This window comes from Chishuiella changwenlii (assembly GCF_900142565.1).
GTDB classification, from domain to species: domain Bacteria; phylum Bacteroidota; class Bacteroidia; order Flavobacteriales; family Weeksellaceae; genus Empedobacter; species Empedobacter changwenlii.
The window spans coordinates 119,651-136,917 of sequence record NZ_FRBH01000001.1; the positions used below are offsets into that span (position 1 = coordinate 119,651).

At 30.6% G+C, this 17,267-nt stretch carries 18 protein-coding genes; 1 reads left to right on the top strand and 17 read right to left on the bottom strand.

What is annotated here, in order from left to right; all coding sequences use genetic code 11:
• Positions 1 to 120: 120 nt before the first annotated feature.
• The 5 genes from BUA86_RS00575 to BUA86_RS00595 all read right to left on the bottom strand — a co-directional run bounded on the left by BUA86_RS00575 (position 121) and on the right by BUA86_RS00595 (position 4,186).
• Positions 121 to 675, bottom strand: coding sequence for a lectin-like protein (locus BUA86_RS00575; protein ID WP_072928859.1), 555 nt, complete (start codon positions 673 to 675; stop codon positions 121 to 123).
• A 54-nt stretch (positions 676 to 729) separates the two neighbouring features.
• Positions 730 to 945, bottom strand: a complete 216-nt coding sequence (locus BUA86_RS00580; protein ID WP_072928861.1) for a hypothetical protein — start codon at positions 943 to 945, stop codon at positions 730 to 732.
• Between the two features lie 68 nt (positions 946 to 1,013).
• The gene (locus BUA86_RS00585) at positions 1,014 to 1,829 is read right to left on the bottom strand and encodes a lectin-like protein (RefSeq protein ID WP_072928863.1); all 816 of its coding nucleotides are present in this window, start codon (positions 1,827 to 1,829) and stop codon (positions 1,014 to 1,016) included.
• A 127-nt stretch (positions 1,830 to 1,956) separates the two neighbouring features.
• Positions 1,957 to 2,772: a lectin-like protein gene (locus tag BUA86_RS00590; protein ID WP_072928865.1), complete on the bottom strand. Its 816-nt coding sequence runs from the start codon at positions 2,770 to 2,772 to the stop codon at positions 1,957 to 1,959.
• 304 nt (positions 2,773 to 3,076) lie between these two features.
• Entirely contained in the window at positions 3,077 to 4,186 is a 1,110-nt protein-coding gene (locus tag BUA86_RS00595) for a hypothetical protein (protein ID WP_072928866.1), read from the bottom strand.
• A gap of 137 nt (positions 4,187 to 4,323) precedes the next feature.
• On the opposite strand from BUA86_RS00595, the gene BUA86_RS00600 reads away from it, so the two are divergent.
• On the top strand, positions 4,324 to 6,726 hold the full coding sequence (locus BUA86_RS00600) for a TonB-dependent receptor (protein WP_072928868.1): 2,403 nt from the start codon (positions 4,324 to 4,326) through the stop codon (positions 6,724 to 6,726).
• 155 nt (positions 6,727 to 6,881) lie between these two features.
• Here BUA86_RS00600 and BUA86_RS00605 read toward each other — a convergent pair whose 3' ends face one another.
• The 12 genes from BUA86_RS00605 to ccoS all read right to left on the bottom strand — a co-directional run bounded on the left by BUA86_RS00605 (position 6,882) and on the right by ccoS (position 17,214).
• Positions 6,882 to 7,508 (bottom strand): DUF4145 domain-containing protein, encoded by a 627-nt coding sequence (locus tag BUA86_RS00605; protein WP_072928870.1) that lies wholly within the window; start codon positions 7,506 to 7,508, stop codon positions 6,882 to 6,884.
• An 81-nt stretch (positions 7,509 to 7,589) separates the two neighbouring features.
• The gene (locus tag BUA86_RS00610) at positions 7,590 to 7,958 is read right to left on the bottom strand and encodes a hypothetical protein (protein WP_072928872.1); all 369 of its coding nucleotides are present in this window, start codon (positions 7,956 to 7,958) and stop codon (positions 7,590 to 7,592) included.
• Between the two features lie 358 nt (positions 7,959 to 8,316).
• On the bottom strand, positions 8,317 to 8,718 hold the full coding sequence (locus BUA86_RS00615; RefSeq protein ID WP_072928874.1) for a hypothetical protein: 402 nt from the start codon (positions 8,716 to 8,718) through the stop codon (positions 8,317 to 8,319).
• 36 nt (positions 8,719 to 8,754) lie between these two features.
• The gene (locus BUA86_RS00620; protein ID WP_072928876.1) at positions 8,755 to 9,468 is read right to left on the bottom strand and encodes a hypothetical protein; all 714 of its coding nucleotides are present in this window, start codon (positions 9,466 to 9,468) and stop codon (positions 8,755 to 8,757) included.
• Between the two features lie 398 nt (positions 9,469 to 9,866).
• The gene (locus BUA86_RS00625) at positions 9,867 to 10,811 is read right to left on the bottom strand and encodes a hypothetical protein (protein ID WP_072928878.1); all 945 of its coding nucleotides are present in this window, start codon (positions 10,809 to 10,811) and stop codon (positions 9,867 to 9,869) included.
• An 82-nt stretch (positions 10,812 to 10,893) separates the two neighbouring features.
• Entirely contained in the window at positions 10,894 to 11,610 is a 717-nt protein-coding gene (locus tag BUA86_RS00630) for a sulfite exporter TauE/SafE family protein (RefSeq protein WP_072928880.1), read from the bottom strand.
• A complete protein-coding gene (locus tag BUA86_RS00635) occupies positions 11,595 to 12,038 on the bottom strand; it encodes a FixH family protein (RefSeq protein WP_072928882.1) in 444 nt (147 codons plus the stop codon). The genes BUA86_RS00630 and BUA86_RS00635 overlap by 16 nt, the downstream gene beginning before the upstream one ends.
• A gap of 5 nt (positions 12,039 to 12,043) precedes the next feature.
• Entirely contained in the window at positions 12,044 to 13,525 is a 1,482-nt protein-coding gene (gene ccoG / locus BUA86_RS00640; protein ID WP_072928884.1) for a cytochrome c oxidase accessory protein CcoG, read from the bottom strand.
• A gap of 113 nt (positions 13,526 to 13,638) precedes the next feature.
• Positions 13,639 to 14,586, bottom strand: coding sequence for a cbb3-type cytochrome c oxidase N-terminal domain-containing protein (locus tag BUA86_RS00645; RefSeq protein WP_072928886.1), 948 nt, complete (start codon positions 14,584 to 14,586; stop codon positions 13,639 to 13,641).
• Positions 14,583 to 14,783, bottom strand: a complete 201-nt coding sequence (locus tag BUA86_RS16015; RefSeq protein ID WP_072928888.1) for a hypothetical protein — start codon at positions 14,781 to 14,783, stop codon at positions 14,583 to 14,585. The genes BUA86_RS00645 and BUA86_RS16015 overlap by 4 nt, the downstream gene beginning before the upstream one ends.
• A complete protein-coding gene (ccoO, locus tag BUA86_RS00655) occupies positions 14,783 to 17,050 on the bottom strand; it encodes a cytochrome-c oxidase, cbb3-type subunit II (RefSeq protein WP_072928890.1) in 2,268 nt (755 codons plus the stop codon). Before ccoO ends, BUA86_RS16015 begins: the two co-directional genes overlap by 1 nt.
• A complete protein-coding gene (gene ccoS / locus BUA86_RS00660) occupies positions 17,050 to 17,214 on the bottom strand; it encodes a cbb3-type cytochrome oxidase assembly protein CcoS (protein WP_072928892.1) in 165 nt (54 codons plus the stop codon). The genes ccoO and ccoS overlap by 1 nt, the downstream gene beginning before the upstream one ends.
• Between the last annotated feature and the right edge of the window lie 53 nt (positions 17,215 to 17,267).

Genomic DNA, 17,267 nt, shown 5'->3' on the forward strand with positions numbered 1-17,267 from the left:
TTTTAATAATCTCTCTAAATCAATACCTATATTTATCACAAAGGTATTAAATATACAAATCTAAGTTGGAAGTATTAAAGTAGAATATTTGTCTATTTTAAATTGGTAATGAGGTAATAATTAGTTATTAAATTCAATGATCAATTTATTTAAAGTTTGATTTGCTGCGCTTACGCTTCCACTTGCACAACCAGCAGGAGCAGCAGTATTATTACCATTTGTGTCATTCCAAGATCTTGCACAATTTCCTCCTACACCAATTATATGAGTAGACCCTTCATTACCATTACTATTGTTGGGTTCTCCAGTATTAAAACGATTTTCTGCTCTAGAAGGATTTGTAGACCAATTTATTTTGAATTCTTCACCCGTAATCCATCTAAATCTATTTGCATTACCAGGCTCTGCTATCTTATTATAGCCAATCCAAATATTATTCGTTAAATTATAACCTGTTAATATCTCAGAATAAACCCAATCAGTTTCAGCAGTATTTGTTAATGTTACTAGATAACCTCCTAAATTTTTTCCGAAAGTAAATGCATTAAACCAATTTATACCAGTAGATAATTGATAAGTACAATAATAATGTCCATTGGTTGGATACTGCTTACATCCTAATTCTGTTACGGTTGCTCCTCCCGGAGCTGTTGCTGGTACTACTCTATTCGCCATTGGTTGAGGTTCATATCCTAATATTGTAGAATTAAAACTTGCATCAGTACCAGTTCAACCTGTTCCAAAACTATTTCGAGATACTTTTCTGACATTTCCATCAATATCTGATACTAATATATCATCAATAACATCACCAGATGGTAAAGTTCTTACTCTTAATTCTCCATTAATGTCAAGAGTTTTTGTTGGTTCTTCAGTATTTATACCAACTTGTGCTGAAGTAAAAATAGAAAAGGCTAATGGAATAAAAATGTATTTTTTTTTCATAGTTCAAAAGGTTAAGTGTTAAGCATTATAAGGTCATTAATCATTAGAGAAGTGAATTGTTTTTTTCATTAATTATTAAATTCTATTATTAACTTATTTAAAGGTCTATTTGCTACAGCAGGAGTACAAGTAGCACTGGCTGATGTAAGAGTTCCATTAGAATCATTCCAACCTCTATTACAACTACCACCAGCACCAATTATATGTGTAGAACCCTCATTACCATTACTATTATTGGGTTCTCCAGTAACAAATCTGTGCTCTGCTGTTGAAGGATTTGTAGACCAATTTATTTTAAATTCTTCTCCCGTAATCCATCTAAATCTATTTGCATTACCAGGCTCTGCTATCTTATTATAACCAATCCAAATATTATTCGTTAAATTATAACCTGTCAATATCTCAGAATAAACCCAATCAGTTTCATTATTATTTGTTAAAGTAACTAAATATCCTCCTAAACTTTTTCCGAAATCATATGCATTAAACCAAGTTATACCTGCGGATAATTCATACGCACAATAATAATGTCCATTGGTTGGATACTGCTTGCACCCTAATTCTGTTACTGTAGCTCCTCCAGGAGCTGTTGCTGGAACAACCTTATTAGCTACAGGTTGAGGTTCATATCCCAATATTGTAGAATTAAAACTTCCATCATTACTAGTACCACCTGTTCCAAAACTATTTCGAGATACTTTTCTAACATTTCCATTGATATCAGATACCAGTATTTCATCTATAGCATCACCAAGCGGTAAAGCCCTTACTCTTAATTCTCCATTAATATCAAGAGTTTTTGTTGGTTCATCAGTACTTATACCAACTTGCGCTAACGTAAAAATAGAAAAGGCTAATGGAATAAAAATGTAATATTTTTTCATAGTTAAAAGGTTTATTGTTAAGTGTTAAGCATTATAAGGTATTGATTTTTAAGCATATGTATTAACTAAGACATATGCAATCTTTATATTTTCATTAATCATTAGAGAAGTGAATTGTTTTTTTTGATTAGTTATTAAATTCAACAATTAATCTAATAAATGGTCGATTAGCTGCAGCAGGAGTACAAGATGGATTAGCTGTAATAGATGTACCAGCAATATCATTCCAACCTCTATTGCAAGTTCCTCCTACACCAATAATATGTGTAGATCCTTCATTACCTCCTTGATTATTAGGTTCTCCAGAAAGAAATCTATTTTCTGCCCTAGAAGGATTTGTAGCCCAGTTTATTTTATATTCTTCACCTGTAATCCATCTAAATCTATTTGCATTACCAGGCTCTGCTATCTTATTATAACCAATCCAAATATTGCTATTTAAACTGTAATCTGTTAACATTTCAGAGTAAACCCAATCAGTTTCATCAGCATTGGTTAAAGTAACTAGATATCCTCCCAGGCTTTTTGCAAATTCAAAGGAATTAAACCAATTTATACCTGCAGATAATTGATAAGCGCAATAATAGTGTCCATTTGTTGGGTATTGCTTACATCCTAATTCTGTTACTGTTGCTCCTCCAGGAGCTGTTGCTGGTACTACTTTATTAGCTATAGGCTGTGGTTCATATCCTAATATTGTAGAATTAAAACTTCCATCGGTAATTGCCCCTCCAGTTTCAAAACTATTTCGAGGTACTTTCCTAACATTTCCATCGGAGTCAGATACTAATACTTCATCTATAATATCACCAGATGGTAAAGTTCTTACTCTTAATTCTCCATTAATATCAAGAGCTTGTGTCGGATCATTTGTATTAATCCCTACCTGTGCAGTCGTAAAAATAGAAAAGGCTAATGGAATAAAAATGTAATTTTTTTTCATAATCAAAAGGTTTATTTTAAGTATATATCAAAAATAATATCAGACTATAATATACTATTGTTTAATAATTTACATTTTTTGTTAAATCCTTTATAAGATTAATAATCTTAGACTTATACAATAATAAATATTAAAGTAACCACATTCATACATATAAAATTGAATTGATTTTAAGTTTATACCATACGAAAACTGCCCTATTTGATAAATTCAAATAAGGCAGTTTTTAATTTATATAAAAATGTTATTTACTTATAAACTTTATCTAGAAGCTTTCATGAAACTGACTAGAATTAATTAATATTTATTCTTCCAAGCTTTCCATATTTAATGTTAGTGTTGTAAAAAATTCAAGACCTGTAGTTGTAATAGCCTTTACAGTAATTTCGTAAGCTCCTCTTGTAAGCGTAGTACTTTTCTTTAAAGTTATAGAACCTGTTTTATCATTAATTGAAAATAAACTTTCAGTATCTGTAAAAGACTGACCATTTTTCTTGATTCCTGTGATAACAAAAGATGACTTATAAGTCTCTGGTGACAACGTTGGCGCAGCAGATACATATCCATTTGATAAACCAATATAAACATTGTTTGTTAAAACAGTTAAGTCATATTCTGGATAGTAAGTTCCAAAAAAGAACTTAATTTTTGGAATAAAAATTACTCTTAATGTTGTAGTAGCTACAGGAAAACCATCCTTAAGAAGTGCAGAATTTACATCATATGTTTTCTCCACTTTTTTATCTGGATCTCCAGCATTATCTGCAAACTTTATAACATTTGTATTAAGAGAAACTACAGTTCCTAAAGCACTTTGGTTTTCAATTCCCCAATTCATATCAGCATCTACTTTCAGAGAAGATTCCAATTCAAAATTCGTCTTTTCTCCATAAATTACATAAGCAACAGAAATTGCTGATTTGTTATCTAAACCTTTAACGGTAAGCTTTGCAGGAGTAATTTTAACTTCAATAGTCTTCGTACTTTTAAAATTCTGTTTTTCTGAACTAGCATCTATCGTAATTTTATAATTTTCTGGTAATCTTGTCCCGTTTACAACCGAAACAACACCATTTGCATATAACAATGTACTATTCAACATTACTTTTCCAGATACTTTGTCAATCGTTATTGCTTTAGACAGTTTATCCTTAAGAAATTCTGTATTGTTGATTTTAATATTCTCGTTTTGGCTGAAATCAAGATTCAATTTGATATCAGATGCATCCAAAACATTCGCAGGTAAAGAAATTTCCTTTTGTTCACCATATGTCATAGATAATGTAGATGGTATATCCATTTCCACCTGCTTTTGCTGAGTCAACTCGTCGTCATCGCTGCTACAAGCTGTTGTCAATGAAAGAAAGAAAATCCCTGTAATTACTAGCTTAACGTAGCTTTTAATATTTTTCATATTTTAAAAATTTTGACAAAAGTATATTTTAAAATTAATTAATGCAATAAAGTCGCAATATTTTATCGCAACTTTGTTGCATTAAATTTTATTAATACTATATTTGCGCACATTATTTGTAATTAACACAATCAATCATGCGGGTATATTCCAAAATCTTATGTTCTTTTTTATTCGTTTTTAATTCTTACAGTTATTCTCAAAACAATCAACTCTCTGACAGTATTAAAGTTAATTTGCTAAAAGAAGTTACAATTAAGAGTAAAAAGGTAGAACTATCTAACATAAAAAAAATTACTAAAAAAGAGCTTATTAAGAATCAGTCAACAACTCTTGGAGATGCACTTAGCCGAACTCCTGGAATTCAAAACTCATATTTTGGTCCTAATTCTGGCGCCGTTGTTATTAGAAGTCTAAGCGGGAACCGTGTAAGAATACTTAATAATGGAATGTCAATGAATGACCTTTCAGGAATCAGTCCAAATCTTAATGTTATTACAGACCTAGATAATGTTTCAGAAATTGATATTCATATCAACGATGGAAATGTACTTTTCGGAGGAAGAGCAATTGGTGGCGCTGTTAATATTAAAGATAATACTATTCCAAAAGAAAAAGCTCCTAAAACTTTATCAGGTTTTGTAAAAGCAGAAGGAAGTACTAATCTGGGATATAAACAATCATTTAATTTTAATGGAAATATCGGAAAGCATTGGGTTTGGCAAGCTGGAGGAATGAACAGATATAATGATAATATCAAAATACCAGGAAATACTAAAGCTTCGTTGGCTTATGATCCGAAAATAGATGATTTAACTTCTTCTATGGCACAAGTACATGTAGAAAAGGAAATTATTAGAAACTTGACTTTGTACCCTTACATTAGTCAATTTGTATTGGATAAAATGAACGATCCGAAATGGGGACTTAGCGAGGCTGATTTATATACTTTTGAAGAAAGATCTTTTATTGATGGAGTGTATGTTTCTAATCCGAAAAATAGTTTATACATAGCTGGACAGCCAGCCAACACTCCTCTATCAACAACAATTGTTAAAGGAATAACAGATTATGCTCCAGTAAAAAGAGGTATAATGCCTAACAGCCATGCAAAGAGCCATGTCTTAAATTTTGGTACGTCTTACGTGGGTGAAAAAATAAATTTTGGAGTTGGATTTCGAAGATCATACGGTTATTATGGTATCCCAGGGTTTGCATTACGTAAACTTCCAGGACATACTCATACGCATGGTGATGGTTATACTCATGTAATTGAAGGTGAAAGTGTTTACTTACCAATAAATACTGAATCAGAAAGTAATAGTCTAATTATGCAATCTGAATATAAGCCTAAAATTGGATCTATTGAAGCGATAAGATTAAATTATACTTTACAATATTCTAAGGACAGTGAACTTATTGGGAGTTATCTTGCTAATAAGTTTTCTACAGTTCGCCAGAATGCTCGATTAGAAATTGATCAAAAATCTTTTTCTCATTTAAAAGGACTTTGGGGAGCAGACATTTTGACTCAAAATATTGATGGAAGTGGAGAACAACGATATATTCCAAATAATAAAAGTAACGAATATGGAATATTTACTTTACAACAGTTTACCATAAAGTTTTTAAAGCTTAATGCTGGTTATCGACATGATTTTGTTCAGAGAAGAGCTATGTTGACGGAAGGTTACAAACCAGGAAGAGGATTAGCTGGTGGTAAGCTATCGGATCGTAATTTCAATCTTAATCAATTTAATACGGGAGCACAACTTAATGTTAATAAATATATTTATTTAAGAGGTTCTTATTCTCATTCTGAGCGAGCTCCAGATATAAACGAACTATATGCTGGTAATAATCATTTTGCAATTATTCTGGAAGAAAATGGTGATGATCGTTTAAATAAAGAAACAGCAAAAACAATAGAAACAGAAGCAGGGTTTAGCTATAAAGGAATAAAATTTTCGATTACATATTATAACACAATGCTACATGATTATTTGTATTTGGCTCATACTGGAATTGCACGTTCGGGAGGTTTTCTTGTGAAAGAATGGCGTCAGTCTGATACGAAGTTGACTGGATGGGAGTCTGAAATGAGTTATAACGGAAAAATCAATAAAAATTTAAATCTTCATTTTGGTTCTTATTTTGACCTCGTAAAAAATAGTAATGTTTCAAACGATAATTTGAGAGACTGGGCAGAAGGTGCTTATATGCCCAATATGCCTACGAGTAGGTTTGGAATTTCTGGAGGAATTGAATATAAAAAATCTGAACTGAGTATTACATTTGATCGTTATCTTGAACAACGTTATTTAGGAAAAAACATAAATCCAGAGCCTCCTATGCCTGCTTATTCATTACTTGCTGCTAGATTGTCTCACAATATTATTTTTAAAAATTATAAAATAGAGTATTTTGCTGCTGGTACAAATCTGTTGAATGTAGAAGCGAGACCACAAAATTCTTTTTTAAAGTATCTAGCACCACTTCCCGGAATAAACATCGCTTTAGGTTTAACTTTAAATTTCTAAAGAATATTTCTATAAAATAATAAACCTCGCAAATGCGAGGTTTTATTTTATATGGTTGAATTAGGATATTTTAAATTAGTCCTGTCACAATATAAAATTTCTACTTAATGTAAGGTTTGTTGTAGATTTTATCAAATAGAAGTTAGCGGAAGTTTTTATTTCCCATCTCTTTTATTAATTCCATCTAATTTGCTAGAAGGTAAGCTTAAGTAAATACCACTAACTTTTTTGGGTAAAGCTATCATATATTCGATGATTACATTTGTTAAATCAAATAATTGTCCAACAGTTTCTTGATTGTCAGTATCTATTTGTCCAGGATGAACGGCATCATTTCCAGTTACCCTTACAACATCTAAAGATTGTTGAACAATTTCAGGTAATCCTTTTTTAACTAAACTTTTAATATCAGTATTTATATTTTCACCTGGCTCACCTAATTCTTTACATAAAACTTGAATTGCTAATCTTAAAAGAGCAGCAGAACCTCTGGGAGATTTATTACTTATTGATGCTGCTTCGAGATATAGATTCTTGACATTTTCTGGCATTTCAGCATTAGGAAATGGTGAGTTTCCGTTTTCTGGGTAATACATTTTGTCTTTTATCCATATTGACGTTTCTGTGCAATGTTGACAAGTGGCAGAACCTAAACTTTTTTTTAGGTCAACTACGTAATTCTCAAATTTCATTGTTCTAATAGACCATTCTTGTTTGGCTAATACTCCACAACTTGGACAGGTGAAAGATTGTTGATGTAATTTTGGTTGGATATATTTCATTAATTGCAATTTTTTATAAAATTTTCGCTACCAGTTCGAGGCTAGGCGTCAGTGGCGGAAATTATTTTTTTATTAGTATTTTTAGTTGCTATTCGATTTAATATCATTAAATCGATTATTATCTTCAAGAATTACAGTATTAGTCATATAATTTTCTAATCCATTAAAAAAAATATCTGAACTTGGTTTACTCAATTCGTTTTTTGGTTGAAAATAACGTGAACTTTTATATGTAACATTGATATTTTTTTCATTATCAGATACAATAATTATATTTGGTTCTGATTTATTTAAATTAGGGTTTATACTTTCTTCAAAATTTATAATAATATTTTCAGCCAATAAAAATTTATCTTCAAATTTCTTTAAGAAATTGGAAATATGAAAACTATATTCAGGTTCTATTAAAAAATTTGTATTTCCAATTATTTTATAATCAATTTTTGCCATAAATGTTATTTAAACAATAATTTAATGCATTAGTGGTAACTTAATAATTTACGAAGTAAATGATATAAAAAATTTTTAGTAAAAAAAAAATCCCTATAATCGTTTTTCGTGTAATTAATTTTCTAAAATTAATAAATTCTTTAATAATCTATATTATTTAAACATCGTTGTCATGGATAACGAGAAAATTTACAATCGATACTTTTAATTAAAATATTTCACTTAAAACAAACATTATTATCTCACTAAATAACTTATATTAAGTATATTAATTTTAATTAGTATTGAATAAATCAAATCTATTAAGAAAACCTCCTAAAAGACTTATTTTACCTTTGGAATGCAATAGTCAAATCAGTTATAATTTATTATAATCAATTAAGAATTTTTTCCAATATATATCAACTTCAGAGGCAAAATCAGCATATAGTAAAGTTCTTCCTACTTTATCATAAATAAATATACTTTTTCTATATTCATTTCTGAAAATATCCATTTCAGTAGAAATACAATAATACCAAGTAGATTTTATACCATTATAGGGTTTTATTTCTATTCTTTCAATCTTTTTAATATCATCCTTTGTATGATTTTCAAGAAAGTTTTTTAAAATAATTTCTGATTCAGTTATTAAAATATCAGTCTTATTGTTAACCCCTAGAACTTCAATTTCTTTATTTAAAAAAGAGGATGATTTTAATTCTTGAGCATTTAAGAGTATAGAGATTCCAATAAAAAATATTGAACTTATTGTTTTCATTTTTTATAACAGTATAAGTTACAGAATAAATATTTTTTACTCTTGTTTTTTAACATTAATAATTGGAGTAAGCTCTTTTTTCAATTCTTCAAATTCTTCTTTACTCATCATATCAATTTCCATTAATTCTTTTGCTTCTTTTAATTTTGCAATAGCTTCATCTCTAGTTATTTTTCTATTTTTTAATAAAACTTCACCAGATTCAATAGCTAACTCAGTATCCATTACACTCAAGTATTTATTTACACCGAAGGCTCTACCATTAATTTCACCTAAAACCATAACAACATACAAAGGTTTATTTTTACTACCTCTATGATATGTTTTTATTTCTCGAACAATAACAGAAGTGTTCTTCAAACTATTATCAGCCATAGCCTGTGCATCACCATTCATAGCTGTCATAACACTACCGAAACCTGCAGGTCTTCCCATTTTTACAAATTCATATGTCTTTTTAGAAGTACTTCTTGATTGTGCTACTCCTGCTCTTGCTTTTGTTCCATAACTACCTGAATAAGTTCTTGTGCTCATCTCTTCAGAAGTAGGCGTTCCTAAAATTAAAGTATCACCTACTTCTACACTATTTTCACTAACTGTTATATACTCTTTTACTTGAGAACCATTTTTAATTTTGTTAAAAAAATTAATATCTTGAGTATTAGCATAGGTCAACAACTCAATATCTTCTTGTGCATAAGAAGATATTGTTGTTAATAGAAAAGCAAAAAAAGTAATTGTTATTTTCATGATTGTAAAATTCTTTTAAATTGATATTATCAAAATTATATTATTGATTTTTAGCAAAACTAAAATTACTAACATTTATCTCCTTACGGAAAACCGTAATTGCGTAAAATAAAAATACTACTTATTCATTGTTGTTTGTTTTATCCATTGAATAGAAATATCGAAAGGTGTTGTATTGTCTTTAGACGAAGTATTGTGTCCTAAAGATGGAAATAATGCATATTCGAAAGGTTTACCTTGTACTTTAAGTGTGTTTAATTGATATTCACTAAAATTTTGGTAAGCTGAACATAATAAAATTTATTAAAAATTGCGACAGCGATTGTAACGGCATCCTTTTGTGGAGCGTTGTAGCGAACAAAAGATAGAGTGAAAAGCGCGATTAGTCGCCCAAAAAATTAATTAGAATCTAATTTAAGCTTTAAAGATTTTAATAATCTTGTTTCAAAATCTTTTATAATACTTCTTGCCCAGAAATCTCCATACCAGTTTAACCTAGAAATTAATTTATAATCACAAGAAAGCGTAAGTCTACTTTGTTTAGAATTTATTGTGGTGATGGTATAATTAATATTCTCAAATTTGAAGTAATCTCCTTTTAAAACATGTTGATCTGTTGGTTTATCTCGTAAAATAGATTTTTCTAAATCTATTTTAAAGTTGACGAATTTATTTTGATCGATAGCTGTTACATATTCGTAAAGTTCTAATTTGTCTGTAAACTTTCCGATACGAAAATGTTGATTATTTTCTTTAAATGCAATTGATTTTAATGGACGAGGAATACCTATTAATTGATAGAACCCATTTTCGTATTCGCTTTCTGTAATTGTTGGTACATTTATAAGATTAGGAAAAATAACTTCTGGTTGATTATTTATAACGATAGAAGTTTTCACATTAAACGTTTCTTCTTTTTCTGGCAATAGATTTTCTAACGGAAATAATAGTAATGGAAGTAAAATAATGGAATATAGTTTTTTACTATTTATTCTATTTTTTACAATCGTTCCGACTATTAAGCCTAAAATTCCTGCAATAATTATAGAAGGTAAGCCAACAATAAGTACACAAACTACATCTTCTAATCTTGTAAAAAGTAAGGCGAACTGATAAACAATTATGGTTAATATCGGATAAAAGAACATCTTTTTCCTTGATTTGTAGATATTTGTTTGAGAAAACAGAATAGGTATAACACCAATAATAGCTGGAACTATAAATATAAAAGTTACTGAAAATATATTTTCTACATAACTACTAAAGTCTGTACAGAATCTAATAAAAAGCCCGTAAAGTACTCCTAAAAATATTCCGATGTACTCCGATTTTAATAAGTTCATTGTATTAATTTGAAAAATTGAAATGACAATTACTTCAAAAATACAATTTATAATTTAATCGTTGTTAATATGTTATTGTTTTCTACATACAATGGTCATCCATTCCATTAAGTTGTAAGGCTTCTTTAGATGGAGAGATGTAAGGAATATCTAATTCTAATCCACGTAAAATAAATAAAACACCCAATATTATAGTTATAATTGGAAGTATTTTTAGAATTGTTTGACGTTGTTTTACTGATAAAAAGTTTCCAAATAAAACGGTTGCAAACATTAAGGGTAATGTTCCTAATCCGAAGAAAAACATAAATAAAACGCTTTTATAAACAGAACCAAAACCAATTGCTGCTGTTAAAGAAGCGTAAACCATTCCACAAGGTAATAATCCATTTAAAAGTCCTATTACATAAAGTGAAGAAGAATCTTTTTTAATAAGATGTTTTCCTAATGAGATTTTTACTTTGACCATTAATGCATTAATCGGACGAAGTTGTGTTGCTCCATTTTCGTAGAATTTTGGAATCATAACCATAATGATCATTACAATACCTATAAAAATACTTAGGTAATTTTGTAAACCAACAAATGTAAATGATTCTCCTATTAACCCGAGAATAGCACCGAGAATTGAATACGTTGTTATACGACCAAACTGATACGTAAGGTTACGTAATGTAAATTTTAATTTCTCCTTGGATTCTACTCCAAGAGATAAAGCAATAGGTCCACACATCCCTACACAATGTAGGGATGAAGTAAGACCTATAGATAATGCGATTAATATTATTGAGAAATCCATCTGATGGACTTTTTAATCAGATAAGTTTTGTTATTTTCTTTCCAGCTTAATGTTAACTCGTAAACACCGTCTACTAATTTTACCGAAGGAAGTAGAAAATTCTTTTTGTCGTTTAACTTTATTGATGTTTTGATATCTTTTGTTTCGTCATCATTACGTAACAAATAAATAGTCCCTGTAAAATCTTCTGCGGTTGTTGGTGCAAACTGAAATAAGAAACCATTTGCTTGTAAAATAATTTCTGGTTTAATTTCTAAAGCATTTGCACGTTTTTCTGCATCAATCTCATCTTGAAAATTGACTTCCTTTTCGTAATAGTCTTCCGTTACCATTCCTCCTGTATCTCCTGCAAAATAAAGTAGTGATAGTATAAAGATCATAAAACATCCTAATGCTATTGCTACTCCATGTCCCCAATTTAACTTCATAATTCCTAATATTTGAATGGAGCTGAGAAGCTCGTTTCGTATTTGTCTATTACTTTTCCTTTTTCGTTGACTAATCCTATGACAACTTTTTCTTTGTATGAAGTTACTTCATTAATCGGAATTTTTAAATAAAATTTCCCTTGAATAATTTGTCCTTTTTCTAGGTTTAATTTATTTGTTCCTTCGTACATATCAAACTTAGATTTATCGTGCGATAAAAGTTTTAGAGTAACTACTTGATCATTATTTGTTTTGTTGTATAAAGTATACTCAAATTGATTAACATAGAATTGTCCTTCTACTTTATAATCAGTTCCTGGAACTCTTAAATATTTTGATTCTACATCTGAACGAGAGAATAAGAACGCTGTCATTGCTGCTATTAATAATAATAAGGCAAATGTATAAGCACCTAAACGTTTTGTGAATTTTAATTTTTCTCCACGTTTAATATCATCTTCAGAAGCATATCTAATTAATCCTGTTGGTAAACCAACTTTTAACATAACGTCGTCACATGCATCGATACAAGCAGTACAGTTTACACATTCTAATTGTATACCGTCTCTAATATCAATTCCTGTAGGACATACTACCACACATTGTCCGCAATCTATACAATCACCTTTTCCAGCTGCTTCTCTGTCTTCGTGTTTTTTAAATTTCGCTCTACCATTTTTTCCTTCTCCACGTTTAAAATCGTAAGAAACGTTGATGGTATGAGAATCAATTAAAACTCCTTGAAAACGTCCATAAGGACATACCAATGTACAAGCTTGTTCTCTAAACCATGCAAAAACTAAATAGAACATGGCAGAAAAGAAAACTAAACCTACTAAAGTCCCAACATTATCTGCTGGTCCTTGTCTAATTACATCGTATAATGCATCTGCACCAATAATATAAGCTAAGAAAACGTTAGCGATTATAAAAGATATGATGGCAAATATGGTCCACTTTAATAATTTTTTTCGAATCTTTTCTTCGTCCCACTCTTGTTTATCTAATCTGATTTGTTTTGCTCTATCTCCTTCTATCGCGTATTCTATTTTACGGAATACCATTTCTAAGAAAATAGTTTGCGGACAAACCCAACCACAAAATAACCTACCATAAGCCATTGTAAACAATACAATGAAAATAATAGTTGTGATCATTCCCAATGCTAATAGGAAAAAATCGGATGTAAAGAATGGAAAACCAAAAATTATAAATTGACTTTGTAATACATCAAACTTAAATAAAGGATTTCCGTTTGGTAATTTTATAAATGGTGTAGCAATTAATATTGTTAAAAGGACATAACTTACATATGTTCTATAGTTTGTGAACTTTCCACGAGGCTTTTTTGGGTAAACCCATTTACGCTCTCCTGTTTTTTCCATTGTACCAATAGAGCTACGTACATCTTCGTTCATTTGACTATTTTCGTCTAAATGATCTTCTAAATTAAATTCATCTTTTGGATCAGAATTTTGAACACTCATTACTGTGAATTTTTACTATACAAATTTACGACTAAAAATAAAAAGAGAGCTTATTATAAGCTCTCTTTCAATATGATATTTGTTGTAAATAACTAGTCTAAAACGATTCTAAATTACTTTTGTTTCCAATCTTCCATCAAATCTCCTTGTGGAGCAGCTGCACCTTCTGCAACTGTTTTTGTTGGCTCTTTTTGGTTAATGTAATATACATAAGAAGCAATTTTCTCTATCGCTAATCCAGATAACTCTTTACGCTGACCAAATGCACGCATTTGAGGATTTTTTGGAGAACCGTTATATACGATATGATAGATATTTTTGAATAAGCTATCTTCTACATGATTTACCCAATAATCATCTGTTAAGTTAGGTCCGATACCTCCTTTTCCTCCTTCCATGTGACATTGTACACAGTTTTGAGCGAAAAGTTTTCCACCTTCTTCAACAACAGCAGGGTCATTAGATTTATTGATAGCTCCAGTAATGTCTATATCATTTGCTACAGCCCAAATACTATCAGCTTTATCTTTATAAACCATTTCTTCTTCGTATTCTTTATCCATGTGAGCAAAGTCTGTGAAACTATACGCCATTACATAAACAATCATAAATACTACTCCGAAATAGAATAATGATAACCACCATTGTGGTAAAGCATTATCTAACTCTTTAATTCCATCAAAACCATGGTCTAATATAATAGCTTCCTCTTCTTCATCAGATTGTTTTTTAGAAGCACTACTAAATAAACGTTTGAAGTAACCTATTTTACCAGTTTCTAAATATTGCTTTTGCTCTTCTTCAGATAATCTTTTAAATTTCTCTGCTTCAACAACTCTGTTTAAAGCATTAATAATTAAAAGCATTACAACAGCAACTGCTAATACTGCCCAAAAAATTCCTTGTGCAAAAACATGCTTTAAATGCTCAAGTAAATTGTTAACCATACCTTGAAATCCTGGTTCTGGAACTACATCTACTGGCGTAACCATTGTGAACGCTAATATAACTGCTAAAAGCGTTAACGGTATAAAAATATAAGCCGGGGTACGTTGTCTCATTTTGTATTGTTTTTTTCTTCCTCTTCTGGTTCTAAATCTAATGGTGCATGTTCATCTTCTTTATAATAGCCTTTTGGCTTTTTTGCCACTTTGATGAAAATTGTTACAAAAACAACTACCATCGCTATTAAAATCAATGTTTGCAACAAAGATGCATACTCATACTGAGAAAGGATTTCTTTGTAATATTTTAACATTAGTTACTTGCTGTCTCGATTTGATCTGCCTTGATATCAGTTCCTAATCTTTGTAAGTAAGCGATTAAAGCTGTAATCTCACGATCTCTTAATGGAACAAATTGCTTACCATCTTTCTTAGCTTCTGCTTCTTTCTTAGCGTATAACTCTTTTAAGTCAGATGCATCTTTAAAGATACTTGTCTCAATAGCTAAAGCTTGTTTGTTCATAGAAACTTGCATACTATCAAAATCTTCTTGTTGATAAGGAACTCCTAATGCAACCATAGATTTCATTTTATCACGAGTTAACTCACGGTTTAATGTATTTTCTACTAACCATGGGTAACGAGGCATGATAGATCCATCTGATGTAGAACGTGGATTCCACATGTGTTTGTAATGCCAAGCATCTGGGTTTTTACCTCCTTCACGGTGTAAATCTGGACCTGTTCTTTTAGAACCCCATAAGAATGGATGGTCATAAACGAATTCACCTGCTTTAGAGTATTCTCCATAACGTTTTACTTCATCACGGAATGGACGAACCATTTGTGTGTGACAAGCATTACATCCTTCTCTAATATATAAATCACGTCCTTCTAATTCTAATGGAGTATATGGTTTGATACTTGCAATTGTTGGTACGTTTGATTTTACTACAATTGTTGGTACAATTTCCACTAAACCTCCTATCGCTACTGTTAATAAAGCTCCAACAGTTAAAACGATTGGTGTTCTTTCAATCCAAGAGTGAACTCCTTCACCTTGTGTACGAGCTGCTGTTTTTGGAGCTAATGCAGGAGCTTCCACTTCTTCATTTGCAACAAAATATCCAGTTCTTACAGTTTTAATTACGTTAGCAATCATTAAGAAAGCACCAATTAAATATAATGTTCCTCCGAAAGCACGTAATGGATATAACCATTTTTTAAGAATTGTAACTGTTTGTAAGAAGTTACCATATTCTAATGTTCCATCTGCTGCGAATTGTTTCCACATTAAACCTTGTGTCCAACCTGCAACATACATAGGAATTACCCAGAATAAGATACCGAAAGTACCAATCCAGAAGTGAGCATTAGCCATTTTAACAGAAGCTAATTTTGTATTAAATAACTTTGGTACTAAATAGTAAATCATACCAAATGCTATAAATCCGTTCCAACCTAATGTACCAACGTGTACGTGAGCAGGAACCCAGTCTGTAAAGTGACCAATTTTATTTAATGTTTTTGTAGCTAACATTGGTCCTTCGAAAGTTGCCATACCATAACAAGTAAGTGCTACTACGAAGAATTTTAATATAGGATTTTCTCTTACTTTATCCCATGCACCACGTAATGTTAATAATCCATTTAACATACCTCCCCAAGATGGAGCGATTAACATGATAGAGAATCCTGTACCTACAGCTTGTGCCCAACCTGGTAATGCTGTATAAAGCAAGTGGTGAGGTCCAGCCCAGATATAAATAAAGATTAAAGACCAAAAGTGAATAATAGATAATTTGTATGAGAATACAGGTCTATTTGCAGCTTTAGGTACAAAGTAGTACATTAATCCTAAGATTGGTGTTGTTAAGAAAAATGCTACCGCATTGTGACCGTACCACCATTGTACTAATGCATCTTGCACTCCAGAATAAATTGAATATGATTTTGGAGCTGTTAAACTAAAAGTTACTGGTATTTCTAAATTGTTAAAAACGTGTAACATTGTAATAGCTGCCCAAGTTCCGATGTAAAACCAAATTGCAACATACAAGTGACGTACACGACGTTTAGCAATAGTTAAAAACATTTGTGTACCAAATAATACCCAAACTATCGCAATTAAAATATCAATTGGCCATTCATGTTCAGCATACTCCTTAGAAGTATTGTATCCTAAGATGAACGTTACAAATGATAAAACAATGAATAATTGCCATCCCCAGAAGATAATCCAGCTTAAAACATCGCTGTACATTCTGGTTTTTAACAATCTTTGTGTTGAATAATAAGCTCCAGTAAAGAAAGAGTTTCCTACGAATGCGAAAACCGCAAAAGTCGTGTGAATCATTCTTAATCTACCAAATCCTAGCGTTCCTTGAGAATTGATTAAACCTTGAATATTACCTCCTATCGTACCATCATCAGATCCAAAGATATACTCTGGTAACGTAGGAAAAAATAACAATGTTGCAACCAACACGCCAAAGAAAAATGCCATAACTGCCCAAAACAATGTGGCATATAGAAAATACTTTACGATCTTGTTGTCGTAACTAAAAGTCTGCATTTGCATTATGAGTCGATTTTATCTTTTGTTTTTTTATCATCTTTTAACATTCTCACTGCTGGAGATTCGTCTTCATCAAATTGCCCCTTCTTGTATCCCATAAAGAATAGAAGTAGAAAAATTGCCCCCAACGAGACACTAACTAATATCATTAATAATAATATCCCCATAGCTCCACAAAATTACAAAGCCCCAAGTTCATATCACAATGATTTTGGTCAGA